The following is a 23,406-nucleotide window of genomic DNA, read 5'->3' as shown; positions in this document are numbered from 1 at the left end:
TCTTAGCTCTTGCGCTGATGACGCGAGCGCACGATGAACTTGTCGGTCGCCTTGTTGGACCGCGTCTTCTTGCCCTTGGTCGGCTTGCCCCAGGGGGTAACCGGGTGACGGCCGCCCGAAGTGCGGCCTTCGCCGCCGCCGTGCGGGTGGTCGACCGGGTTCATGGTCACGCCGCGGTTGTGCGGACGCTTGCCGCGCCAGCGCGTACGGCCGGCCTTGCCGTCGTTGATGTTGCCGTGGTCGGGGTTCGACACGGCGCCGACGGTGGCGAAGCAGGAGCCATGGACGATGCGCTGCTCGCCCGAGTTGAGACGCAGGATCGCCATGCCCTGGTCGCGCCCGACGAGCTGCGCGTAGGCGCCTGCCGAACGGGCCACCTGGCCGCCCTTGCCGGGCTTCAGCTCGATGTTGTGGACGATCGTGCCCACCGGCATGGCCGAAAGCGGCATGGCGTTGCCCGGCTTCACGTTGACGGCCTCGCCGGCCACGACCTTGTCGCCGGCCGCCAGGCGCTGCGGAGCCAGGATGTAGGACAGCTCGCCGTCCTCATACTTGACCAGCGCGATGAACGCGGTGCGGTTCGGGTCGTATTCCAGACGCTCCACCGTGCCCACGACGTCAAGCTTGCGGCGCTTGAAGTCGATGATGCGATAGGTACGCTTGTGGCCGCCACCGATGAAGCGGGCAGTGACGCGGCCGTAGTTGTTGCGGCCGCCCGACTTCGTCAGGCCCTCGGTCAGGCCCTTGACGGGCTTGCCCTTGTAAAGGCCCGAGCGGTTGACGATGACCAGCTGACGCGTGCTCGGCGTGATCGGATTATAGTGTTTCAAAGCCATTTTCTTGTCCTCGCCGCCCTAGCTCAGAGACCGGTCGCGACGTCGATCGACTGGCCGTCGGCCAGCGTCACGACAGCCTTCTTGACGTCGCCCTGACGGCCGATCGTGCCGCGGAAGCGCTTGACCTTGCCCTTGCGGACAAGGGTGTTGACCGCCGTGACCTTGACGCCGAACAGCGCCTCGACGGCTGCCTTGATTTCCGGCTTCGAAGCCTTCTTGGCCACGTTGAAGATGACCTGGTTGTGCTCGGAAGCCATGGTCGACTTTTCGGTGATCGCGGGGCTCACGATCACGTCGTAATGACGAAGGTCGGTCATTTGAAGCGCTCCTCGAGGGCCTCGATCGCCGCCTTGGAAAGGACCAGCGTGCCGCGGCGCAGGATGTCGTAGACGTTGATGCCCTGGATCGGCAGCACGTCGATGTTGGGGATGTTGGCAGCCGCCTTCTTGAACCCCTGGTCGATCTCGGCGCCGCCGATGACGAGCGCGTTGGTCAGGCCGAGCGAGACCAGATTGGCCGCCAGCGCCTTGGTCTTGGCGTCGTCGAGCTTGAGTTCGTCGACGACGATCAGGTTCGACGCCTTGGCCTTGGCCGAAAGCGCATGCTTCAGGCCGAGAGCCCGCACCTTCTTGGGCAGGTCGAACTCATGGCTGCGCGAAACCGGGCCGTGGGCCTTGCCGCCGCCGCGGAACTGCGGTGCACGCGCAGACGAGTGACGGGCGCGGCCCGTGCCCTTCTGCTTGTACATCTTGGCGCCGGTGCGGGCGATGTCGGCCCGGCCCTTGGCCTGATGGGTGCCCTGCTGCTTCTTGGCGAGCTGCCAGCGCACGACGCGCTGGAGGATGTCCTCGCGCGGGTCGAGGCCGAAAATCGCCTCCGGCAGCGTCACCTTGCCGGCGTCCTTGCCGGCGAGCGTGGTGATCTTGAGGTCCATTATTCAGCTCCCTCGTTGGCCGAGGCCTCGTTCTTGGCGGAAGCGGCACGGATCGCGGCCGGCTTCGGCGCGTTGTCCGGCAGCGCCGACTTCACGGCGTCGCGCACCAGTATCCAGGCGCCCTTGGTGCCCGGGACGGCGCCCTTGATCAGGATCAGGCCGCGGTCGGCGTCGGTGGAGACGACTTCCACGTTCTGGGTGGTGACGCGCACGTCGCCCATGTGGCCGGCCATCTTCTTGCCCTTGAACACCTTGCCGGGGTCCTGGCGCTGGCCGGTCGAGCCGTGTACGCGGTGCGACAGCGAGTTGCCGTGGGTGGCGCGGCCGCCGCCGAAATTGTGGCGCTTCATGACGCCCTGGAAGCCCTTGCCGGTCGAAGTGCCGGTCACGTCAACCTTCTGGCCGGGAACGAAGTGTTCGACGGTGATCTCGGCGCCGACGTCCAGCATGTTGTCGGCCGAGACGCGGAACTCGGCCAGCTTGGACTTCGGCTCGACCGAAGCGGTGGCGAAATGGCCACGCATGGCCTTCGACGTGTTCTTGACCTTGGCAAGCCCGACGCCGAGCTGGACGGCGGTATAGCCGTTCTTCTCCTGCGTGCGCTGGGCCACGACCTGGCAGTTCTCCATGCGGAGAACGGTGACGGGAACGTGCTCGCCGGCATCGTTGTAGATGCGGGTCATTCCCACCTTCTGTGCAATTACACCTGAACGCATCGGTTCATTTTCCTTCAGAGGAGCCATTCAGGCTCACGCCCGGCCGGCTCATGTGCCAGCTCTCAGAGCTTGATTTCGACGTCCACGCCTGCGGCCAGATCGAGCTTCATCAGAGCGTCGACCGTCTGCGGGGTCGGGTCCACGATGTCGAGGAGACGCTTGTGCGTGCGCATCTCGAACTGCTCGCGGCTCTTCTTGTCGACATGCGGCGAGCGGTTGACCGTGAACTTCTCGATCCGCGTCGGCAGCGGAATGGGGCCGCGGACATTGGCGCCGGTGCGCTTGGCCGTCGACACGATTTCCCGCGTGGAGGCGTCGAGCACGCGATGGTCGAACGCTTTAAGGCGGATGCGGATATTCTGACCGTTCATCTCGTCATTCCTTGTTCTGGCGCGGCGCGGGCGTTACCCCGCCCGCGACAGATCTGTTGTTCTTCTTATTACTCGATGATGCTGGCCACGATGCCGGCGCCGACGGTGCGGCCGCCTTCGCGGATGGCGAAGCGCAGGCGCTCCTCCATGGCGATCGGCACGATCAGCTCCACGTCAACCGTCACGTTGTCGCCGGGCATCACCATCTCCGTGCCCGCCGGCAGCGTCACGATGCCGGTCACGTCCGTCGTGCGGAAGTAGAACTGCGGACGGTAGTTGGTGAAGAACGGCGTGTGGCGTCCGCCCTCCTCCTTCGTCAGGATGTAGGCCTCGGCCTTGAACTTCTTGTGCGGCTTCACCGTGCCCGGCTTGGCCAGAACCTGACCGCGCTCGACGCCCTCACGGTTGACGCCGCGCAGCAGCGCGCCGATGTTGTCGCCCGCCTGGCCCTGGTCCAGCAGCTTGCGGAACATCTCAACGCCCGTGCACGTCGTCTTCGACGTCGGACGGATGCCCACGATCTCGAGCTCCTCGCCGACCTTGACGATGCCGCGCTCGACGCGACCCGTCACCACCGTGCCGCGGCCCGAGATCGAGAACACGTCCTCGATCGGCATCAGGAACGGCTTGTCGACCGGACGCTCCGGCGTCGGGATGTAGGCGTTGACCTCGGCCATCAGCTTGCGCACCGCATCCTCGCCGAGCTCCTTCGACGAATCCTCCAGCGCCGCCAGCGCCGAGCCCTTGACGATCGGAATGTCGTCGCCCGGGAACTCGTACTTCGACAGAAGCTCGCGAACCTCAAGCTCCACCAGCTCCAGAAGCTCCGGATCGTCGACCTGGTCGCACTTGTTCAAAAACACCACGATCGCCGGAACGCCGACCTGGCGCGCCAGAAGAATGTGCTCGCGCGTCTGCGGCATCGGCCCGTCCGCCGCCGACACGACCAGGATCGCGCCGTCCATCTGCGCAGCACCCGTGATCATGTTCTTCACATAGTCGGCGTGGCCGGGGCAGTCGACATGCGCATAGTGACGGTTCGCCGTCTCATACTCCACATGCGACGTCGAGATCGTGATGCCGCGCGCCTTCTCCTCAGGCGCGTTGTCGATCTGGTCATACGCCCGGAAGTCGCCGAAGAACTTCGTGATCGCTGCCGTCAACGACGTCTTGCCATGGTCAACGTGACCAATCGTGCCAATGTTCACATGAGGCTTCGTGCGCTCGAATTTACCTTTTGCCATGTGAGGTCTCCATTCCTGCTAGCCCGTTCGGGCATTGAACCAAGTTACTGTCGCAACCCTGCGGGATTTAAGCGTATTTCTTCTGAACTTCCTGAGCGACGGCGGTCGGCACCGGCTCATAATGGTCGAACTGCATCGTGTACTGCGCACGGCCCTGGGACATGGAACGCAGGCTGTCGACGTACTTGAACATGTTGGCCAGCGGCACCATGGCGTTGACCACCACGGCGATGCCGCGGCTCTCCTGGCCCTGGATCTGGCCGCGACGCGAATTCAGGTCGCCGATCACGTTGCCGACATAGTCTTCCGGCGTCACCACCTCGACCTTCATGACGGGCTCGAGCAGCTGCACGCCGAGCTTGGGAGCCGCTTCGCGGAAGCAGGCCCGCGCCGCGATTTCGAACGCCAGCACCGAGGAGTTGACGTCGTGGAAGGCACCGTCGATGAGGGTGGCCTTGACGCCGATCATCGGGAAGCCCGCGAACGGACCGGAAGACAGGACGCTCTCGATGCCCTTCTGGACGCCGGGGATGTATTCCTTCGGAACCGCACCGCCGACGATCTTGGACTCGAACACGTACTCCTCGCCCTCGGTGTTCGGCTCGAACACCACCTTGACGCGGGCGAACTGGCCGGTACCGCCGGTCTGCTTCTTGTGCGTGTAATCCTGCTCGTGGGCGCGGGTGATCGTCTCGCGATAGGCCACCTGCGGCGCGCCGACATTGGCCTCGACCTTGAATTCGCGCTTCATGCGGTCGACGATGATGTCGAGATGCAGCTCGCCCATGCCGGCGATGATCGTCTGGCCGCTTTCCTCGTCGGTCTTGACGCGGAAGGACGGATCCTCCGCCGCAAGGCGATGCAGGGCAAGGCCCATCTTTTCCTGGTCGCCCTTGGTCTTGGGCTCGATGGCGATCTGGATGACCGGCTCGGGGAACTCCATGCGCTCCAGGATGACGGGCTTCAGCGGGTCGCACAGCGTGTCGCCGGTGGTCGTCTCCTTGAGGCCGGCCAGCGCCACGATGTCGCCGGCGAAGGCTTCCTCGATGTCGGCGCGGGAATTGGAGTGCATCTGCAGCATGCGGCCGACGCGCTCCTTTTTGCCCTTCACCGTGTTTTCAACCGACATGCCCTTGGTGAGCTTGCCGGAGTAGATGCGGGCAAAGGTGAGCGAGCCGACGAAGGGGTCGTTCATGATCTTGAACGCCAGCAGCGAAAGCGGCTCGTCGTCGCTGGAATGACGGACCAGCTCTTCCTGGGTCTTGGGATCCACACCCTTGATGGCGGGAATCTCGTCCGGCGCCGGCAGGAAGTCGATGACGGCGTCGAGCAGCGGCTGCACGCCCTTGTTCTTGAAGGCGGTGCCGCAGAACACGGGATGGAACTTGACGTCGATGGTGCCCTTGCGGATCAGCGCGCGCAGCTCATCGTTCGAGGGCATGGTGCCTTCGAGATAGGCGTTCATCGCATCGTCGTCCATCTCGACGGCGGTCTCGATCATCTTCTCGCGATATTCCTCGGCCTTGGCCTGCAGGTCGGCGGGAATGTCGATCACGTCCCAGTCGGCGCCGAGATGCTCCTCGTGCCAGACCAGCGCCTTCATCTCGATCAGATCGATGACGCCCTTGAAATCGCTCTCAGCGCCGATCGGCAGCTGCAGGGCGAGCGGCACGGCGCCGAGGCGCGACTTGATCATGTCGAGGCAGCGGTAGAAATCGGCCCCGATCTTGTCCATCTTGTTGCAGAAGATCATGCGCGGAACATGATACTTCTCGGCCTGACGCCACACGGTCTCCGTCTGCGGCTCGACGCCGGCGTTGGAATCCAGCAGCGTGATGGCGCCGTCGAGCACGCGCAGCGAACGCTCCACCTCGATCGTGAAGTTGACGTGGCCGGGGGTGTCGATGATGTTGAAACGGCGGTTCTTGCCGTCGCGACCCTTCCAGGACGTGGTCGTCGCAGCGGACGTGATGGTGATGCCGCGCTCCTGCTCCTGCTCCATCCAGTCCATGGTCGAGGCGCCGTCGTGCGTCTCGCCCATCTTGTGGTTCTTGCCCGTGTAATAAAGGATACGCTCGGTCGTCGTCGTCTTGCCGGCATCGATGTGAGCCATGATGCCGAAGTTACGGTAGTCGTGGAGGGGATATTCACGGGCCATGGGAGGTGCCTCTTCAGTCTTCTTTCGCGCTTACCAGCGGTAGTGCGCAAAGGCGCGGTTGGCTTCCGCCATCTTGTGGGTGTCTTCGCGTTTCTTCACAGCGGTGCCACGGTTGTTGGCCGCGTCCATCAGCTCGCCGGAAAGACGATCGACCATGGTGGTCTCGTTGCGATTGCGGGCAGCCGTGATCAGCCAGCGGATGGCCAGGGCCTGACGGCGCTCCGGACGCACGTCCACCGGAACCTGGTAGGTCGCACCGCCGACGCGGCGCGAACGCACTTCCACATGCGGAGCGACATTGTCGAGCGCCTGATGGAAGACAGCGACCGGCTCCTGCTTGGTCTTGGCCTGCACCTGATCGAGCGCACCGTAGACGATGGTCTCGGCGATCGACTTCTTGCCGTCGTACATGACGGCGTTCATGAACTTGGTGATGACGAGATCGCCGAACTTGGGATCGGGGTTGATCTCGCGCTTGTCTGCACTGTGACGACGGGACATGGCTCTTGTCTCTCTAGTCTCGGCATGGCGCTAAAACAAAAAGCGCCGAAGCCGGAAAATCCTTACTTCGGACGCTTTGCACCGTACTTGGAGCGGCGCTGCTTGCGGTTTTTCACACCCTGGGTGTCGAGCACGCCACGAATGATGTGATAGCGCACGCCAGGAAGGTCCTTGACGCGGCCGCCGCGGATCATGACCACGGAGTGCTCCTGGAGGTTATGCCCCTCGCCCGGGATGTAGCCGATCACCTCGAACCCGTTGGTGAGGCGGATCTTCGCAACCTTGCGCAGCGCGGAGTTCGGCTTCTTCGGCGTCGTGGTGTAGACGCGCGTGCAAACGCCCCGCTTCTGCGGGTTCTGCTGCATGGCCGGGACCTTGTTGCGCGTCGCCGGCGCCTGGCGCGGCTTGCGGATCAGCTGGTTGACGGTAGGCATTAAACCCTCTTGTCTCTCAATTTCGCGTCTCGAGCCCGTTACGGGCAGCCTGCAAGCGGCATTTCCATACGCAAATTCGGGCCCCGAACCGCACACTCGCGGTCTTGCCCGAACAATTGGCAGAGGAAGCGGAAGCCGCTTCATGCAAGCCGGAAATGTCTTTTCGCTCGTAAAACGAACCCTGTTTGAGGCAAACTCCAAAGCGCGTCGCTTCGGAAAAGCCAGCCTCACATCGGCTCAGACGTCGCGGCTTCTACCTGCAACGGCCTAAACCGTCAAGCCCGCGCCCTTAAATATTGCGCTGCGATGCCGGAATGGCAGACATGTATGAAACGCATTGCAATATTGTTTCGCGCTGCAGCACCCGGACGGAACAAACTGTCCCGCTTTCGACTGTCGCGCCGCTTCCGTTCGTGCCAAAAGACGGGTTGGATGAATATGGTCCCCTCGCCCGGAGGAATCAAGCCGTGAACGAAGCTATGAACGACAATGACGGAGTGCGTCCCGTCATCATCATCACCGGCCGGGTCTGGCGGCGCAAGGGCGGAAAAGCCGAGGGCGTGCATGTGATGCTGGTGGCCCCCGACGACGATTCGGCGGTGCGGCGCGCGCTCGAGTCGCTCGCCGCCGAAGGCTACGCCGAAGCCGAGCTCGACCAGATCGGCGAAATGGACGGCGCGCCCGACGAGGAGCCGCATCTGTCGGCCTGGCAGGGAGCGCTGGAGGGCGAGGTGTCGATCGTAACCTTCGATGAGCCTTCCTGAGAGATCGCGTCATGACCCGAACCAAGCCGACGAACGTGCGCGACTGGGTTCACGGTGCGGTGGCCGCGATTGAAGCCGACCAGCACCGGTCCGCCGACACGCATCTGTGGAAGCTCGACGTCCCCGCGCTTTCCGGCATCGATCTCTATCTGAAGGACGAATCCACCCACCCCACCGGCAGCCTCAAGCATCGGCTGGCACGCTCTCTCTTCCTGTATGCGCTGTGCAACGGCCACATCCGCGAGGGCACGGCCGTGGTGGAAGCCTCCTCCGGCTCCACCGCGGTATCGGAAGCCTATTTCGCGCGCATGATCGGCGTGCCCTTCTACGCGGTCATGCCGCGCTCGACCTCGCCCGAGAAGATCGCGGCCATCGAGCATTATGGGGGCCGCTGCCATTTCATCGACGACGGCCGGCGCATCTATTCCGAGTCGGCGGAGCTGGCGGCGCGGCTGGGCGGCCATTTCATGGACCAGTTCACCCATGCCGAGCGCGCCACCGACTGGCGCGGCAACAACAACATCGCCGAATCCATCTTCCAGCAGATGGCCGAGGAACGTCATCCGGTTCCGGCCTGGGTGGTGATGAGCGCCGGCACCGGCGGCACGACGGCGACCATCGGCCGCTATATCCGCTACAAGCGCCATGACTCCCGATTGTGCGTCGCCGACGTCGAGCGCTCGGCCTTCTTCGACGGCTTCGCCACGCGAAACGCAGCCTGCCTGTGCCAGGAACCGTCCCGCATCGAGGGCATCGGCCGGCCACGGGTCGAGCCCTCCTTCGTGCCTGGCGTCATCGACCACATGCTGCGCGTCCCCGACGCCGTCTCGCTGGCCGCCATGCGGGTGCTTTCGCGCCGGCTCGGCCGCCGGGTCGGCGGCTCGACCGGCACCAATTTCGCCGCCATGTGCTTCCATGCCGCGCGCATGGCCGCCGCCGGCGAGGCAGGCTCTCTGGTGACGCTGATCTGCGATTCCGGCGAACGTTACGCCGACACCTATTATTCCGACGACTGGCTGGAGGCGAACGGGCTCGATCCGTCGCCGTTCGAACCGAAGATCGAAGCGTTCCTGCAGGGCGGCGGAAAGTTGGAAATGGACTTCGAGGAGAGCCTGGGATGATCCATGCGAACCCCATCAGGATCGGGATCGTCGGCGTGGGCAAGATCGTGCGCGACCAGCACCTGCCCGCACTTGTCGCAGACCCCGACTACCGGCTGGTCGCTGCGACCAGCCGCCACGGCAAGGTGGACGGCATTTCCAATTTCCCTTCCATCGAAGCAATGCTGGAGGCGGTGCCGGAAATCGAGGCCGTGTCGCTGTGCATGCCGCCGCAATTCCGCTACGAGGCGGCGCATACGGCCCTGGCTGCCGGCAAGCACGTCTTCCTTGAGAAGCCGCCGGGCGCCACCGTCAGCGAGGTGGAACACCTGAAGGCGTCGGCGCGGGACAAAGGCGTCTCGCTGTTCGCGAGCTGGCACTCGCGTTACGCGCCGGCGGTCGAAGCGGCCCGCGATTTCCTGGCCTCCGCCCATGTCAGGGCGGCGGCGATCACCTGGAAAGAGGATGTGCGCCGCTGGCATCCGAACCAGGAATGGATCTGGACGCCGGGCGGCTTCGGCGTCTTCGATCCCGGCATCAACGCCCTTTCGATCGCAACGCATATCCTGCCGGCGATGCACATCGTCTCGGCCGATCTAGACTTCCCCGAAAACCGCGACGCGCCGGTGGCGGCGCATGTCGTCTTCCGTGCGGCGACCGGGCTCCGCGTGGCTATGGAACTGGACTGGCTCCAGACCGGACCGCAGAGCTGGGACATCACCGCCGAAACCGACAAGGGCTCGATGCTGCTTTCCGGCGGCGGCGCCCGTCTCGCGATAGACGGCAAGGTGGTGCAGGAAGGACAGGAGGCCGAATATCCGGCGCTCTACCGGCGTTTTGCCGAACTGGTGCGCTCTGGCCGCTCAGACGTCGACCTGGCGCCGCTGCAACATGTCGCCGACGCGTTCATGCTGGGCAAGCGCAACGTGGTGGCGCCCTTCTTCGACTGACGCCGGACGCCGAGCCGCTCTCTACTTCACGACGGCGATCGCGAAACCGTCATATCCCTTGGCGCCCACCGTCTGGATCGCCGTTCCGTCCAGGCGTTCGTCCTTGCCGATGAAGGAGAATGCCGCCCGCGCGCCCTCGACGTTGGCATCCCTTCCGTCGGTGTCCAGCACGGCGCCGTCGCGGATGACGTTGTCGCAGACGATGACGGTGCCCGGGCGAGAGAGCTTCATCGCCCATTCCAGATAGTTCGGGTTGTTCGGCTTGTCCGCGTCGATGAAGATGAAGTCGAACGGCCCCGCCCCTTCGGCCTGCAGTGCCGAAAGCGACGCGAGCGCCGGCCCGACGCGCAGATCGACGCGCTCGCCGAGCCCTGCCCGCTCGATGTTGGAGCGGGCGACCGCGGCGTGGCGCGGCTCCAGCTCCAGCGTCACCACCTTGCCGCCCGCGGAAACCGCCCGCGCCAGCCAGATGGTCGAATAGCCGCCGAGCGTGCCGATCTCCAGCACCGTCTTCGCGCCGCCGATGCGGGCGAGAAGATGAAGCAGCTTACCCTGCGCCGCCGAAACGTCGATCTCCGGCAGGCCTTCCCTGCGGTTGGCAGCGAGCGCGGCATCCAGCGCGGCGTCAGGCTCGAACAGCGAACCAACGATATAGTCGTCCACGGCACTCCAGCTTTTCCTGCTCATTCCAAGGTCCTCTCGTAAGCTCCGGACAAATAAAAAGGGGCCACGCCGGGCCCCTTTTCAAGTCTTCGGTCCTGCGCCGCCTCTACTGCGCCGCGGTGACCATGTCCGTCAGCATCGGCTCGGCCACTTCCGCGCCCGAGGCCTTGCGGCGCTCGTCGAGGATCAGCTCGTCGCGATGCGTCGCGATGCGGCGGATCTGGCTCATCTGGCCGCCGGTGCCGGCCGGGATCAGGCGGCCGACGATGACGTTTTCCTTCAGGCCCTGCAGCATGTCGGTCTTGCCGGCGACCGCAGCTTCCGTCAGCACGCGGGTCGTCTCCTGGAAGGAGGCGGCCGAGATGAAGGACGGCGTCTGCAGCGAAGCCTTGGTGATGCCGAGCAGCACGGGCTGGCCGGCGGCAGGCTTCTTGCCTTCCTCGATCAGCCGGTCGTTGACCTCGTCCAGTTCGATCACGTCGACATGGTCGCCCGGGATGTAGGTCGAGTCGCCCTGCTCGGTGATCTCCACCTTCTGCAGCATCTGGCGCACGATCACCTCGATGTGCTTGTCGTTGATCGACACGCCCTGCAGCCGGTAGACCTCCTGGATCTCGTTGACGAGATAGGAAGCCAGGGCTTCCACGCCCTTGATCGCCAGGATGTCGTGCGGCGCGGGATTGCCGTCGAGGATGTAGTCGCCCTTCTCGATGACGTCGCCGTCCTGAAGATGGAACGGCTTGCCCTTCGGGATCAGGTACTCCACCGGCTCCAGCGTCGAGTCATGCGGCTCGATGATGATGCGGCGCTTGTTCTTATAGTCGCGTCCGAAGCGCACCGTGCCGTCGATCTCGGCGATGATGGCGTGGTCCTTCGGGCGTCTCGCCTCGAACAGTTCCGCAACACGCGGCAGACCGCCGGTGATGTCCTTGGTCTTGGCGCTTTCCATGGGGATACGCGCCAGCACGTCGCCCGGCTTCACATGGGCGCCCGGCTCGACCGACAGGATGGCCTCGACCGAGAGCAGGAAGCGGGCGTCGCCGCCCTTCGACAGCTTGGCCACCTTGCCCTTGGCGTCCTGCACCACCATGGCCGGCTTGAGGTCCGAGCCACGCGGCGTGGAGCGCCAGTCGATGACCTCGCGCTTGGTGATGCCGGTGGATTCATCGGCCGTCTCCTGCACGGAGATGCCGTCGACAAGGTCCTCGAACTCGACCCGGCCCTCGACTTCGGTGAGGATCGGACGGGTGTAGGGGTCCCACTCGGCGATACGCTGGCCGCGCTTCACCTTGTCGCCCTCGTCCACATAGATGCGGCTGCCGTAGGTGACGCGGTGCGTGGCGCGCTCCTTGCCGGCCTCGTCGAGGATCAGGATCGCCATGTTGCGGCCCATCACCACGAGGTGACCGTCGGAATTGCGAACCACGTTGCGGTTGCGGACCTTGACCGTGCCTTCATACGACGCTTCGAGGAAGGACGAGTCCACCACCTGCGCGGTGCCGCCCATGTGGAAGGTGCGCATGGTGAGCTGGGTGCCCGGCTCGCCGATCGACTGCGCGGCGATGACGCCGACGGCCTCGCCGATGTTGACCGGCGTACCGCGGGCCAGGTCGCGGCCGTAGCAGACGGCGCAGACGCCGGTGCGGACCTCGCAGGTCAGCGCCGAACGGATACGCACGGTCTGGATGCCGGCCTTCTCGATCTGCTCCACGTCGCGTTCGTCCATCAGCTTGCCCGCCTTGACGATCAGGTCACCCGAGACCGGATGATTGATGTCGTCGAGAGCCGTGCGACCGAGGACGCGCTGGCCGAGCGAAGCGACCACCTGGCCGGCATCGACGATCGGCTGCATGGTGAGGCCCTTCTCGGTGCCGCAGTCGATCGTGGTGACGATGCAGTCCTGCGCCACGTCGACCAGGCGGCGGGTCAGGTAACCCGAGTTCGCCGTCTTCAAGGCGGTGTCGGCCAGGCCCTTGCGGGCGCCGTGGGTCGAGTTGAAGTACTCGAGCACGGTGAGGCCTTCCTTGAAGTTGGAGATGATCGGCGTCTCGATGATCTCACCCGACGGCTTGGCCATCAGGCCGCGCATGCCGGCAAGCTGGCGCATCTGCGTCGGCGAGCCGCGCGCTCCGGAGTGCGACATCATATAGATCGAGTTCATCGGCCGCTGGCGGCCGTTGTCGTCGAACTCGACCGCCTTGATGCGGCCCATCATCTCGTCGGCGACCTTCTCCGAGCACTTGGCCCAGGCGTCGACCACCTTGTTATACTTCTCGCCCTGGGTGATCAGGCCGTCATTGTACTGCTGCTCGTATTCCTTGGCGAGCGCCTCGGTCTCGGCAACCAGCTTGGCCTTGGTGTCCGGAATGACCATGTCGTCCTTGCCGAACGAGATGCCGGCACGGCAGGCATGGGCAAAGCCCAGCGCCATGATACGGTCGCAGAAGATGACCGTCTCCTTCTGGCCGCAGTGGCGGTAGACGGTGTCGATCATCTTGGAGATGTTCTTCTTGGTCATCTCCTGGTTGGCGGTGTCGAACGGCACATTGACGTTCTTCGGCAGCAGCTCGCCGATGATCATGCGGCCGGGCGTCGTCTCGTAGATCTTCGAGACCTCGTTGCCTTCGGCATCGACGCCCTTGTAGCGGCCCTTGATCTTGGCGTGCAGGGTGACGGCCTTGGTTTCCAGCGCGTGCTGCAGCTCGCCCATGTCGGCGAAGGCCATGCCCTCGCCCGGCTCGTTCTGGTTGACGATCGACAGGTAGTAGAGGCCCAGAACCATGTCCTGCGACGGCACAATGATCGGCGCGCCGGAAGCCGGGTGCAGGATGTTGTTGGTCGACATCATCAGCACGCGCGCTTCGAGCTGCGCTTCCAGCGACAGCGGCACGTGCACCGCCATCTGGTCGCCGTCGAAGTCGGCGTTGAAGGCCGTGCAGACCAGCGGATGGAGCTGGATGGCCTTGCCTTCGATCAGGGTCGGCTCGAACGCCTGGATGCCGAGGCGGTGCAGCGTCGGCGCGCGGTTGAGCAGCACCGGATGCTCGCGGATCACCTCGTCCAGGATGTCCCAGACCTCAGGGCGCTCCTTCTCGACCAGCTTCTTGGCCTGCTTGACGGTGGACGAATAGCCCTTGGCGTCAAGACGGGCATAGATGAAGGGCTTGAACAGCTCCAGCGCCATCTTCTTCGGCAGGCCGCACTGGTGCAGCTTCAGCTCCGGACCCGTCACGATGACGGAGCGGCCCGAATAGTCCACGCGCTTGCCGAGCAGGTTCTGGCGGAAACGGCCCTGCTTGCCCTTGAGCATGTCGGACAGCGACTTCAGCGGGCGCTTGTTGGCGCCGGTGATGACGCGGCCGCGGCGGCCGTTGTCGAACAGCGCGTCCACCGCTTCCTGCAGCATGCGCTTTTCGTTGCGCACGATGATGCCGGGCGCGCGAAGCTCGATCAGGCGCTTCAGGCGGTTGTTGCGGTTGATGACGCGGCGGTAGAGGTCGTTCAGGTCGGATGTCGCGAAACGGCCGCCGTCCAGCGGCACCAGCGGACGCAGGTCCGGCGGAATGACCGGGACGACCTTCATGATCATCCATTCCGGGCGGTTGCCGGATTCCATGAAGTTCTCGACCACCTTGAGCCGCTTCAGATACTTCTTCTGCTTCAACTCGGAGGTCGTGGAGGCAAGCTCGGTGCGCAGTTCGCCCGCGATCTTCTCAAGGTCCATCGACGCCAGCAGGTCGTGGATGGCCTCGGCGCCGATCATGGCGGTGAACGAATCCTCGCCGTACTCGTCCACGGCCATCATGTACTCTTCCTCGCTCAGGAGCTGATGCTCCTTCAGCGCGGTGAGGCCGGGCTCGGTCACGATGTAGTTTTCGAAATAGAGGACGCGCTCGATGTCCTTCAGCGTCATGTCGAGCAGCGTGCCGATGCGGCTCGGCAGCGACTTCAGGAACCAGATATGGGCGACCGGGGCGGCCAGCTCGATGTGGCCCATGCGCTCGCGGCGCACGCGGCTCAGCGTGACCTCCACGCCGCACTTCTCGCAGATGACGCCCTTGTACTTCATGCGCTTGTACTTGCCGCACAGGCATTCGTAGTCCTTGATCGGACCGAAGATGCGCGCGCAGAACAGGCCGTCACGCTCGGGCTTGAACGTGCGATAGTTGATGGTCTCCGGCTTCTTGATCTCGCCGAACGACCAGGACAGGATCTTTTCCGGGCTGGCGAGCGAGATGCGGATGGAATCGAACACCTGCGCCGGCGCCTGCGGATTGAAGAGATTCATGACCTCTTGGTTCATGCCATTCTCCTTTTCGGGGTCCTCGAAAACCCCTTTGCATTTCTTGTACGGGCCGAAACCCGCGAAACTCGGTCTCTAGCCGAAACGGGCAAGACGGCCGCGGGATATCCGCGGCCGCTTTCTTCCGGTCCTATTCGGCCGCGTCGGGCAGACGCTGCGGAGCCTCGTCGACCCTGGTGTTCTCCAGTTCGACGTTGAGGCCGAGCGAGCGCATCTCCTTGACGAGAACGTTGAAGCTCTCGGGGATGCCAGCCTCGAACGTGTCGTCGCCGCGCACGATCGCCTCGTAGACCTTGGTGCGGCCGGCCACGTCGTCCGACTTCACCGTCAGCATCTCCTGAAGCGTGTAGGCGGCGCCGTAGGCTTCCAGCGCCCAGACCTCCATCTCGCCGAAGCGCTGGCCGCCGAACTGCGCCTTGCCGCCCAGCGGCTGCTGGGTGACGAGCGAGTACGGACCGATCGAACGCGCGTGGATCTTGTCGTCCACCAGGTGATGCAACTTGAGCATGTAGATGTAGCCCATCGTCACCTTGCGGTCGAACGGCTCGCCGGTACGCCCGTCATAGAGCTGCGACTGGCCGGAGGTGTGCAGGCCCGCCTGCTCCAGCATGTCGTTGATGTTGGCCTCGTGCGCGCCATCGAACACCGGGGTGGCGATGGAAACGCCGCGCCGCATCTGCTCACCGAGACGAACGACGGATTCGTCGTCATAGGCGCGCACCGGCTCGTTGCGGTCGTTGTCGGGAATTACCTGCTCGATCGTCTCGCGCAGCGGCTTGATGTCGCCGCCCGCCTTGTACGCATCGACCAGTTCGCCGATCTTCCTGCCCATGCCGGCACAGGCCCAGCCCAGATGCGTCTCCAGGATCTGGCCGACGTTCATGCGGCTGGGCACGCCCAGCGGGTTGAGCACGATGTCCGCATGCGTGCCGTCCTCGAGGAACGGCATATCCTCGACCGGAACGATGCGCGATACCACGCCCTTGTTGCCATGACGGCCGGCCATCTTGTCGCCGGGCTGCATCTTGCGCTTCACGGCCACGAAGACCTTGACCATCTTCATGACGCCGGGAGGCATCTCGTCGCCGCGCTGCACCTTCTCGACCTTGTCCATGAAGCGCTGCTCCAGCGCCTTCTTGGAATCGTCGTACTGGCCGCGCAGCGCTTCCAGCTCGCCCTGGAGCTTCTCGTCCTCCACGGCGAACTGCCACCATTGCGAACGCGGGTAGTCGGTCAGCATCGACCTGCTGAGCGTCGTGCCCTTCTTGAAGCCCTTGGGCCCGGCGATGGCGTCCTTCCCGTCCAGCATGTCGGCCAGGCGGGCATAGACGTTGCGGTCGAGGATGGCCTGCTCGTCGTCGCGGTCCTTGGCCAGACGCTCGATCTCCTCGCGCTCGATCGCCATGGCGCGCTCGTCCTTCTCCACGCCGTGGCGGTTGAAGACGCGCACTTCCACGACCGTGCCGAAGGTTCCGGGCGGCATGCGCATGGAGGTGTCGCGCACGTCGGACGCCTTCTCGCCGAAGATGGCGCGCAGGAGCTTTTCCTCCGGCGTCATCGGGCTCTCGCCCTTCGGCGTGATCTTGCCGACCAGAATGTCGCCCGGCTGCACTTCCGCACCGATATAGACGATGCCGGCCTCGTCGAGGTTCTTCAGCGCCTCTTCCGACACGTTCGGAATGTCGCGCGTGATCTCCTCCGGCCCGAGCTTGGTGTCGCGCGCCATGACCTCGAACTCCTCGATGTGGATCGAGGTGAAGACGTCGTCGGCGACGATGCGCTCGGACAGAAGGATGGAATCCTCGTAGTTGTAGCCGTTCCAGGGCATGAAGGCGACGAGCACGTTGCGGCCCAGCGCCAGATCGCCCAGATCGGTCGACGGGCCGTCCGCGATGATGTCGCCCTTCTCGATCCGGTCACCAACCTTCACCAGCGGACGCTGGTTGATGCAGGTGTTCTGGTTCGAGCGCTGGAACTTCATCAGCCGGTAGATGTCCACGCCGGACTTGCCCGGGTCGAGGTCTTCCGTGGCCCGGATGACGATACGGGTGGCGTCCACCTGGTTGACGATGCCTGCACGGCGCGCGCCGATGGCCGCGCCCGAGTCACGGGCCACGATGGGCTCCATGCCGGTGCCGACGAACGGTGCTTCCGCACGCACCAGCGGCACGGCCTGACGCTGCATGTTGGAGCCCATCAGCGCCCGGTTGGCGTCGTCGTTCTCCAGGAACGGGATGAGCGCCGCGGCGACCGAGACCATCTGCTTCGGCGAGACGTCCATCAGGTTGACGTTCTCGCGCGGCGCCATCATCACCTCGCCGGCATTCCGGCAGATGACGAACTCGTCCACGAAGCCGCCATTGGCGTCGAGTTCGGCGTTGGCCTGGGCCACATAGTGCTTGGCCTCTTCCATGGCGGACAGATAGACGACCTCGTCGGTCAGCCTGCCGTCGACGATCTTGCGGTAAGGGCTTTCGATGAAGCCGTACTTATTGACGCGTGCAAACGTCGCCAGCGAGTTGATCAGGCCGATGTTCGGGCCTTCCGGCGTCTCGATCGGGCAGATGCGGCCGTAATGGGTGGGGTGCACGTCGCGCACCTCGAAGCCGGCGCGCTCGCGGGTCAGACCGCCCGGCCCGAGCGCCGAGAGGCGGCGCTTGTGGGTGATCTCGGACAGCGGGTTGGTCTGGTCCATGAACTGCGAGAGCTGCGAAGAACCGAAGAACTCGCGCACGGCCGCCGCCGCCGGCTTGGCGTTGATCAGGTCCTGCGGCATGACCGTGTCGATCTCGATCGAGGACATGCGTTCCTTGATCGCGCGCTCCATGCGCAGCAGGCCGACGCGGTACTGGTTTTCCATGAGCTCGCCGACCGAACGCACGCGGCGGTTGCCGAGATTGTCGATGTCGTCGATCTCGCCCTTGCCGTCGCGCAGTTCCACCAGCGTCTTGACCACGGCAAGGATGTCCTCCTTGCGCAGCACGCGCACCGTGTCGGGGCAGTCCAGCTCCAGGCGCATGTTCATCTTGACGCGACCAACGGCCGACAGATCGTAGCGCTCGGCGTCGAAGAACAGCGAGTTGAACATGGCCTCGGCCGTCTCCAGCGTCGGCGGCTCGCCCGGGCGCATCACGCGGTAGATGTCGAACAGCGCATCCTGCCGGCTCTCGTTCTTGTCGACGGCCAGGGTGTTGCGGATGTAGGCGCCGACATTGACGTGGTCGATGTCGAGGATCTCGATCTCTTCCTCGCCGGTGCCGAGCAGAACCTTCAGCGTCTTCTCGTCGATCTCGTCGCCGGCCTCGAGGAAGATCTCGCCGGTCGCGTAGTTGACGATGTCCTCGGCCAGATAGTTGCCGAGCAGGTCCTCGTCCGTCGCCTTGATGGCCTTGAGACCCTTTTCCGCAAGCTGGCGGGCCTGGCGGGCGGTGATCTTCTTGCCGGCCTCGACCACGATCTCGCCGGTATCGGCGTCGACCAGGTCGTTGACGGCCTTGAGGCCCTTGAAGCGCTCGACATTGAAGGGGATGCGCCAGTGGTCGCCGGCACGCTTGTAGGTGATCTTGTCGTAGAAGGTCGACAGGATATCCTCGCCGTCCATGCCGAGCGCCATCAGCAGGCTGGTCACCGGAATCTTGCGGCGGCGGTCGATACGGGCGTGCACCACGTCCTTGGAATCGAACTCGATGTCGAGCCACGAACCGCGATAGGGAATGACGCGCGCGGCAAACAGCAGCTTGCCGGACGAATGCGACTTGCCCTTGTCGTGATCGAAGAAGACGCCCGGCGACCGGTGCATCTGCGAGACGATAACGCGCTCGGTGCCGTTGACGATGAAGGTGCCGTTCGACGTCATGAGCGGCATGTCGCCCATGTAGACGTCCTGCTCCTTGATGTCCTTGATGGACTTGGCGCCGGTATCCTCGTCGATATCGAACACGATGAGGCGCAGCGTCACCTTGAGCGGCGCAGCATAGGTCAGGTCGCGCTGGCGGCACTCGTCAACGTCGAACTTGGGCGCCTCGAACTCGTACTTGACGAATTCCAGCATTGACGCGCCGGAAAAATCGGAAATCGGGAAGACCGACTTGAAGACAGCCTGCAGCCCCTCGTCGGGACGGCCACCCTTCGGCTCGTCCACCATAAGGAACTGGTCATAGGATGCCTTCTGCACCTCGATGAGGTTCGGCATCTCCGCAACTTCCGGGATCTTCCCGAAGAATTTGCGTACGCGTCTGCGGCCATTGAAAGTCTGGGTCTGGGCCATCGTCGCTCCTTCTTTGCCCTCTTGGGGCACCTTCTCGGGACGGATCTCGCCGCGATCCGTCCTGCCTTTCCTGGCCGCAAGGCGGCGGCCTTCCTGTCTTTTTCCGCCTCGCGGCGGTTGCCGTCACCGCATGTCGCGGCGGGGCAGAAACGGCTGAAAACCCGTTTCCTGAAAGCCGATTCCGGCCTTCAGGAAAGAGGTTTCCATCAGAACACGCACGATCCGGCGGATGGGCGAACCCATCCGCCGGAAACCGTCGTGCTTACTTCAGCTCGACCTTGGCGCCAGCAGCTTCGAGCTGGGCCTTGATCTTCTCGGCGTCGGCCTTGGCAACAGCCTCCTTGACCGGCTTCGGAGCAGCCTCGACCAGGTCCTTGGCTTCCTTGAGGCCCAGGCCGGTGATGGCGCGCACTTCCTTGATGACCTCGATCTTCTTGGCGCCGGCTTCGGCGAGGATGACGTCGAACTCGGTCTTTTCCTCGACGGGAGCGGCAGCGGCAGCGCCGCCGGCAGCGGCGGCCACGGCCACCGGAGCGGCAGCCGAAACGCCCCACTTCTCTTCCAGCATCTTCGACAGCTCGGCCGCCTCAAGGACGGTGAGCTGGGAAAGGTCTTCAACGATCTTGGCGAGATCAGCCATTTTGATTTTCCTTCAATCGGTTCGAAACGTGTTGTTGATAGTTCCCGAGGAACGGCCTCACGCCGCCTCGTCCTTCCGGGCATAGGCGCCGATGACGCGCGCGACCGAAGCCGCAGGCGCATTGACGACCTGGGCGATCCGGGTTGCCGGCGTGGCGATCATGCCCACCAGCCTTGCGCGCAGCTCGTCGAGCGACGGCAGCGAGGCGAGTGCCTTCACACCGTCGGCATCGAGTGCGGTCGCGCCCATCGCGCCACCGAGAATGACCAGCTTGTCATTGCCCTTGGCGAAATCGGACGCCACCTTCGGCGCCGTGATCGGATCGTCCGAATAGGCCACCAGCGTCTGTCCCTTGAACAGGTCGATGATGGCTTCGGAGTTCGTGCCCTGAAGAGCGATCTTGGCGAGGCGGTTCTTCGCGACCTTGACGGTGCCGCCGGCTGCGCGCATCTTCGACCGAAGATCGGTCATCTGCGCAACCGTGATACCGGCATAGTGGGCCACGACCACCGAACCCGCGTTCGAGAACGCATCGTTCAGGCCCGTGACGAATTCGCGCTTTTCCGCTCTATCCACTGCCTATCTCCAGTTGACTCCCGCCCCGTCAGGAGCAGGCGTCGGTTGCCTTTTGCCGCACGGGCTTCCCTTACGGACCGCCCGAACGACGCTCGAGGATCCTGCCCCCTTTCGCCACATCGACGGGCCGAAGCCCGGGATGCGCAGACAAAAGGCAAACACGGTTCGAACCTTCCATCGGAGACTGGCTCCTTTGTCGGGTCTTCACCCGTCTCATGCAGGCCATGCGATTAAGGACCCGGACGAACCGGAGCCGCCTGCAATCTCGGACAGGATTTGCCGAAAGCCTTGCGGCTTGCAGCATCCGGAGCCCGGCGGACCGGGACCCGGAATTCTTCACACGGCCGCTCTCGCCGGAGCGGCCCGGTGCCGGCTCACTCAGCGGCCAGCGAAGCGATGTCGAGGCGCAGTCCCGGACCCATGGTCGACGACAACGCCACCTTCTTGACGTAGTTGCCCTTGGCACCGGTCGGCTTGGCCTTGGTCACGGCATCGGCGAAGGCGCGGACGTTCTCTTCCAGCGCCTTGACGTCGAAGGAGACCTTGCCGACGCCGGCGTGCACGATGCCCGCCTTCTCGACGCGGAACTCCACCGCACCGCCCTTCGAAGCCTTGACGGCGGCCGCCACGTCGGGGGTCACCGTGCCGACCTTCGGGTTCGGCATCATGCCGCGCGGGCCGAGCACCTTGCCCAGACGGCCGACCAGCGGCATCATGTCCGGCGTGGCGATGCAGCGGTCGAAGTTGATCTCGCCCTTCTGCACGATCTCGACCAGGTCTTCCGCACCCACGATGTCGGCGCCGGCGGCCTTGGCTTCCTCGGCCTTGTCGCCACGGGCGAACACGGCCACGCGCACGGTGCGGCCGGTGCCGTTCGGCAGGTTGACCACGCCGCGGACCATCTGGTCGGCATGGCGCGGATCGACGCCGAGATTCATCGAAATCTCGACGGTCTCGTCAAACTTGACCGAGGAGCGGTCCTTCAGCGCCTGGAGCGCTTCGGCCAGGCCATAGGCCTTGTTGGGATCGAGGCCCTCGCGGGACTTGGCAACACGCTTAGCAATCTTCGCCATTGTCTCAGCCCACCACTTCCAGGCCCATCGAGCGGGCGGAACCCTCGACCATGCGCATGGCCGCCTCGACGTCGTTTGCGTTCAGGTCCTTCATCTTTGCCTCGGCGATCTCGCGCACCTTGTCGCGAGCGATCGAGCCGGCGCTGGACTTGCCCGGCTCCTTCGACCCCGACTTCAGGTTGGCGGCCTTCTTCAGGAAGTAGGCCACCGGCGGCGTCTTCATGACGAAGGTGAACGACTTGTCCTGATAGTAGGTGATGACGACCGGGATCGGGGACCCCTTCTCCATCTCCTGGCTCTGGGCATTGAATGCCTTGCAGAATTCCATGATGTTGATGCCGCGCTGACCAAGCGCAGGGCCGATCGGGGGCGACGGCGTCGCCGAACCCGCGGGGACCTGGAGCTTGAGCTGGCCCGCAACTTTCTTAGCCATCTCTATTCCTGCCTTTTTCTCTTGCCGGCCCCGCTTGGAAGCGCGCCGGCGGTTGCAGTGCGGTGGTGCGGCTTTCGCGGCCGGCTAAGCCCGCGTTCGCCTCCCACCTTGCTCGCAGCACCTGGGTGCCGCCTCCCGCCGCCGCACGGCAGCGGGCATCCGGTCAGCCCTTCTCGACCTGACCGAATTCCAGATCGACAGGCACGGCGCGCCCGAAGATCGAAACCTCCACCTTGAGGCGCGCCCGCTCCTCGTCCACTTCCTGGACGAAGCCGTTGAAGGAGGCGAACGGACCGTCGGAGACACGCACCTGCTCGCCGATCTCGAAGGTGACCGACGGCTTGGGCCGCTCGACACCCTCCTGGACCTGATGCAGGATGCGCTCGGCCTCCTTGTCGGTGATGTGCATCGGCTTGGCGGTCTGCTTGTCCTCTCCGAGGAAGCCGGTCACGCGCGGCGTGTTCTTCACCAGCGAGATGACGGCGTCGTTCAGGCTCGCCTTCATCAGCACGTAGCCGGGGAAGAACTTGCGCTCGGCATCCACCTTCTTGCCGCGGCGCACTTCGACGACCTTCTCGGTCGGCACCACGATCTGCTCGATCCTGTCGGAAAGGCCCTTCTGCTTGGCCTTGTTCTCAATGTCCTCTGCGACCTTCTTCTCGAAGTTCGAATAGGCATGGACGATGTACCAGCGAGCGGTCATTCAAAACGTCTCCGTAGTCGCCGGCTCAATGCCCAAGGCCGAGAATCTTCTCGACCGCGAAACCCATGAGGATGTCGGCACTGAAGAAGAAGAGCATCGCAATCACAGCAAAGGCGATCACCATGACCGTGGAGACCATGGTCTCGCGCCGGGACGGCCACGTGACCTTGGCGGTCTCGGCCCTGACCTGCTGAAGAAAGACGAATGGATTGATTGTCTTCGACGCCATATGCCGCTCTGTGTTCAAGGCCCGTTGAACCGGACCTCCTGGATAATCCCGCCGCGACGACATCGCGGCCGGTGGAACATGCCGGGCATGAAGCGCTCCGGCCGAATCGGCCAAGGCATTCCGCCCATGCAAATCAGACGCGCAAAGCCGGATTCCCAGCTCCACGCGTCGCGTGTCTGTCGTGCCTACATAAAACCGATTCTTGATCCACGCAAGTGGCAAGCGTCCGCTTTATGACCGAACGCCGCATCGGAACCATCCAGTCGTCCCGTCCCGGCTGTCGCACCCTTATGCCTCAACCCAAGTCATATGGCAAGCCGCGCGCCATATTCAAGATCGAGACGGCAATGACATCGAAGGAAATGGCAGGGGCAGCAGGGCTCGAACCCGCGACCTGCGGTTTTGGAGACCGCCGCTCTACCAACTGAGCTATACCCCTAGTCAGGAACCGATCCCCTTGCCTGCCGCCTGCGCGGCCTGCCGGCGAGGATCTTTTCCGATCGCGCCGTTC

General features: G+C 64.3%; 21 protein-coding genes and 1 tRNA gene. 3 read left to right on the top strand and 19 right to left on the bottom strand.

Features of this window, described 5'->3' with window-relative positions; genetic code table 11:
* Positions 1 to 2: 2 nt before the first annotated feature.
* The 9 genes from rplB to rpsL form a co-directional block, all read right to left on the bottom strand.
* Positions 3 to 836, bottom strand: a complete 834-nt coding sequence (gene rplB / locus ACTDI4_RS10575; RefSeq protein ID WP_442841098.1) for a 50S ribosomal protein L2 — start codon at positions 834 to 836, stop codon at positions 3 to 5.
* Between the two features lie 23 nt (positions 837 to 859).
* A complete protein-coding gene (locus ACTDI4_RS10570) occupies positions 860 to 1,153 on the bottom strand; it encodes a 50S ribosomal protein L23 (RefSeq protein WP_442841097.1) in 294 nt (97 codons plus the stop codon).
* On the bottom strand, positions 1,150 to 1,770 hold the full coding sequence (gene rplD, locus ACTDI4_RS10565) for a 50S ribosomal protein L4 (protein ID WP_442841096.1): 621 nt from the start codon (positions 1,768 to 1,770) through the stop codon (positions 1,150 to 1,152). The genes ACTDI4_RS10570 and rplD overlap by 4 nt, the downstream gene beginning before the upstream one ends.
* Positions 1,770 to 2,486, bottom strand: a complete 717-nt coding sequence (gene rplC / locus ACTDI4_RS10560; protein ID WP_442841095.1) for a 50S ribosomal protein L3 — start codon at positions 2,484 to 2,486, stop codon at positions 1,770 to 1,772. Before rplC ends, rplD begins: the two co-directional genes overlap by 1 nt.
* Positions 2,487 to 2,548: 62 nt before the next feature.
* The gene (rpsJ, locus tag ACTDI4_RS10555; RefSeq protein ID WP_006205468.1) at positions 2,549 to 2,857 is read right to left on the bottom strand and encodes a 30S ribosomal protein S10; all 309 of its coding nucleotides are present in this window, start codon (positions 2,855 to 2,857) and stop codon (positions 2,549 to 2,551) included.
* A gap of 68 nt (positions 2,858 to 2,925) precedes the next feature.
* Positions 2,926 to 4,101 carry an elongation factor Tu gene (gene tuf, locus ACTDI4_RS10550; RefSeq protein ID WP_442841094.1) on the bottom strand — a complete coding sequence of 392 codons (1,176 nt, stop codon included), beginning with the start codon at positions 4,099 to 4,101 and terminating at the stop codon, positions 2,926 to 2,928.
* Between the two features lie 67 nt (positions 4,102 to 4,168).
* On the bottom strand, positions 4,169 to 6,259 hold the full coding sequence (gene fusA / locus ACTDI4_RS10545; RefSeq protein ID WP_442841093.1) for an elongation factor G: 2,091 nt from the start codon (positions 6,257 to 6,259) through the stop codon (positions 4,169 to 4,171).
* 30 nt (positions 6,260 to 6,289) lie between these two features.
* Positions 6,290 to 6,760, bottom strand: a complete 471-nt coding sequence (rpsG, locus tag ACTDI4_RS10540; protein ID WP_442841092.1) for a 30S ribosomal protein S7 — start codon at positions 6,758 to 6,760, stop codon at positions 6,290 to 6,292.
* Between the two features lie 62 nt (positions 6,761 to 6,822).
* Positions 6,823 to 7,194 carry a 30S ribosomal protein S12 gene (rpsL, locus tag ACTDI4_RS10535; protein ID WP_106775706.1) on the bottom strand — a complete coding sequence of 124 codons (372 nt, stop codon included), beginning with the start codon at positions 7,192 to 7,194 and terminating at the stop codon, positions 6,823 to 6,825.
* 479 nt (positions 7,195 to 7,673) lie between these two features.
* Between rpsL and ACTDI4_RS10530 the strand changes: the two genes are divergently transcribed.
* The 3 genes from ACTDI4_RS10530 to ACTDI4_RS10520 are packed head-to-tail and all read left to right on the top strand — an operon-like array spanning position 7,674 to position 10,008.
* Positions 7,674 to 7,958, top strand: coding sequence for a transcriptional regulator (locus ACTDI4_RS10530; RefSeq protein ID WP_442843329.1), 285 nt, complete (start codon positions 7,674 to 7,676; stop codon positions 7,956 to 7,958).
* An 11-nt stretch (positions 7,959 to 7,969) separates the two neighbouring features.
* Positions 7,970 to 9,079: a PLP-dependent cysteine synthase family protein gene (locus ACTDI4_RS10525; RefSeq protein WP_442841091.1), complete on the top strand. Its 1,110-nt coding sequence runs from the start codon at positions 7,970 to 7,972 to the stop codon at positions 9,077 to 9,079.
* On the top strand, positions 9,076 to 10,008 hold the full coding sequence (locus tag ACTDI4_RS10520; protein WP_442841090.1) for a Gfo/Idh/MocA family protein: 933 nt from the start codon (positions 9,076 to 9,078) through the stop codon (positions 10,006 to 10,008). The genes ACTDI4_RS10525 and ACTDI4_RS10520 overlap by 4 nt, the downstream gene beginning before the upstream one ends.
* Before the next feature lie 21 nt (positions 10,009 to 10,029).
* On the opposite strand, the gene ACTDI4_RS10515 is transcribed toward ACTDI4_RS10520, so the two are convergent.
* From ACTDI4_RS10515 to ACTDI4_RS10470, 10 genes are all read right to left on the bottom strand, one after another.
* Entirely contained in the window at positions 10,030 to 10,695 is a 666-nt protein-coding gene (locus ACTDI4_RS10515; protein ID WP_442841089.1) for an O-methyltransferase, read from the bottom strand.
* Positions 10,696 to 10,777: 82 nt separating this feature from the next.
* The gene (gene rpoC, locus ACTDI4_RS10510; RefSeq protein ID WP_442841088.1) at positions 10,778 to 14,974 is read right to left on the bottom strand and encodes a DNA-directed RNA polymerase subunit beta'; all 4,197 of its coding nucleotides are present in this window, start codon (positions 14,972 to 14,974) and stop codon (positions 10,778 to 10,780) included.
* Positions 14,975 to 15,104: 130 nt separating this feature from the next.
* The gene (gene rpoB / locus ACTDI4_RS10505; protein ID WP_442841087.1) at positions 15,105 to 19,241 is read right to left on the bottom strand and encodes a DNA-directed RNA polymerase subunit beta; all 4,137 of its coding nucleotides are present in this window, start codon (positions 19,239 to 19,241) and stop codon (positions 15,105 to 15,107) included.
* Positions 19,242 to 19,503: 262 nt separating this feature from the next.
* A complete protein-coding gene (rplL, locus tag ACTDI4_RS10500) occupies positions 19,504 to 19,881 on the bottom strand; it encodes a 50S ribosomal protein L7/L12 (protein ID WP_442841086.1) in 378 nt (125 codons plus the stop codon).
* 57 nt (positions 19,882 to 19,938) lie between these two features.
* On the bottom strand, positions 19,939 to 20,457 hold the full coding sequence (rplJ, locus tag ACTDI4_RS10495; protein ID WP_442841085.1) for a 50S ribosomal protein L10: 519 nt from the start codon (positions 20,455 to 20,457) through the stop codon (positions 19,939 to 19,941).
* Positions 20,458 to 20,831: 374 nt separating this feature from the next.
* Positions 20,832 to 21,530, bottom strand: coding sequence for a 50S ribosomal protein L1 (gene rplA, locus ACTDI4_RS10490; protein ID WP_442841084.1), 699 nt, complete (start codon positions 21,528 to 21,530; stop codon positions 20,832 to 20,834).
* 4 nt (positions 21,531 to 21,534) lie between these two features.
* Positions 21,535 to 21,963 carry a 50S ribosomal protein L11 gene (gene rplK / locus ACTDI4_RS10485; RefSeq protein ID WP_442841083.1) on the bottom strand — a complete coding sequence of 143 codons (429 nt, stop codon included), beginning with the start codon at positions 21,961 to 21,963 and terminating at the stop codon, positions 21,535 to 21,537.
* A gap of 163 nt (positions 21,964 to 22,126) precedes the next feature.
* A complete protein-coding gene (gene nusG, locus ACTDI4_RS10480) occupies positions 22,127 to 22,666 on the bottom strand; it encodes a transcription termination/antitermination protein NusG (RefSeq protein WP_442841082.1) in 540 nt (179 codons plus the stop codon).
* Between the two features lie 25 nt (positions 22,667 to 22,691).
* Entirely contained in the window at positions 22,692 to 22,895 is a 204-nt protein-coding gene (gene secE / locus ACTDI4_RS10475) for a preprotein translocase subunit SecE (protein ID WP_442843328.1), read from the bottom strand.
* 363 nt (positions 22,896 to 23,258) lie between these two features.
* Positions 23,259 to 23,334, bottom strand: a tRNA-Trp gene (locus tag ACTDI4_RS10470).
* Positions 23,335 to 23,406 lie beyond the last annotated feature (72 nt).

Source organism: Mesorhizobium sp. PUT5 (genome assembly GCF_052216645.1).
Taxonomy (GTDB): Bacteria; Pseudomonadota; Alphaproteobacteria; order Rhizobiales; family Rhizobiaceae; genus Mesorhizobium.
Note: the sequence above shows the minus strand (reverse complement) of the source record. Positions and strands in the feature narration are given on the sequence as shown.

Bases quoted from the DNA above. Each gene is read 5' to 3' on its own strand.
- rplC (WP_442841095.1), bottom strand. From the start codon at position 2,486: ATGCGTTCAGGTGTAATTGCACAGAAGGTGGGAATGACCCGCATCTAC.
- secE (WP_442843328.1), bottom strand. From the start codon at position 22,895: ATGGCGTCGAAGACAATCAATCCATTCGTCTTTCTTCAGCAGGTCAGG.
- ACTDI4_RS10570 (WP_442841097.1), bottom strand. From the start codon at position 1,153: ATGACCGACCTTCGTCATTACGACGTGATCGTGAGCCCCGCGATCACC.
- rplK (WP_442841083.1), bottom strand. From the start codon at position 21,963: ATGGCTAAGAAAGTTGCGGGCCAGCTCAAGCTCCAGGTCCCCGCGGGT.
- rplL (WP_442841086.1), bottom strand. From the start codon at position 19,881: ATGGCTGATCTCGCCAAGATCGTTGAAGACCTTTCCCAGCTCACCGTC.
- nusG (WP_442841082.1), bottom strand. From the start codon at position 22,666: ATGACCGCTCGCTGGTACATCGTCCATGCCTATTCGAACTTCGAGAAG.
- rpsJ (WP_006205468.1), bottom strand. From the start codon at position 2,857: ATGAACGGTCAGAATATCCGCATCCGCCTTAAAGCGTTCGACCATCGC.
- fusA (WP_442841093.1), bottom strand. From the start codon at position 6,259: ATGGCCCGTGAATATCCCCTCCACGACTACCGTAACTTCGGCATCATG.
- rpoB (WP_442841087.1), bottom strand. From the start codon at position 19,241: ATGGCCCAGACCCAGACTTTCAATGGCCGCAGACGCGTACGCAAATTC.
- rpsL (WP_106775706.1), bottom strand. From the start codon at position 7,194: ATGCCTACCGTCAACCAGCTGATCCGCAAGCCGCGCCAGGCGCCGGCG.
- ACTDI4_RS10525 (WP_442841091.1), top strand. From the start codon at position 7,970: ATGACCCGAACCAAGCCGACGAACGTGCGCGACTGGGTTCACGGTGCG.
- rplA (WP_442841084.1), bottom strand. From the start codon at position 21,530: ATGGCGAAGATTGCTAAGCGTGTTGCCAAGTCCCGCGAGGGCCTCGAT.
- rpsG (WP_442841092.1), bottom strand. From the start codon at position 6,760: ATGTCCCGTCGTCACAGTGCAGACAAGCGCGAGATCAACCCCGATCCC.
- rplD (WP_442841096.1), bottom strand. From the start codon at position 1,770: ATGGACCTCAAGATCACCACGCTCGCCGGCAAGGACGCCGGCAAGGTG.
- tuf (WP_442841094.1), bottom strand. From the start codon at position 4,101: ATGGCAAAAGGTAAATTCGAGCGCACGAAGCCTCATGTGAACATTGGC.
- ACTDI4_RS10530 (WP_442843329.1), top strand. From the start codon at position 7,674: ATGAACGACAATGACGGAGTGCGTCCCGTCATCATCATCACCGGCCGG.
- ACTDI4_RS10520 (WP_442841090.1), top strand. From the start codon at position 9,076: ATGATCCATGCGAACCCCATCAGGATCGGGATCGTCGGCGTGGGCAAG.
- rplB (WP_442841098.1), bottom strand. From the start codon at position 836: ATGGCTTTGAAACACTATAATCCGATCACGCCGAGCACGCGTCAGCTG.
- rpoC (WP_442841088.1), bottom strand. From the start codon at position 14,974: ATGAACCAAGAGGTCATGAATCTCTTCAATCCGCAGGCGCCGGCGCAG.
- ACTDI4_RS10515 (WP_442841089.1), bottom strand. From the start codon at position 10,695: ATGAGCAGGAAAAGCTGGAGTGCCGTGGACGACTATATCGTTGGTTCG.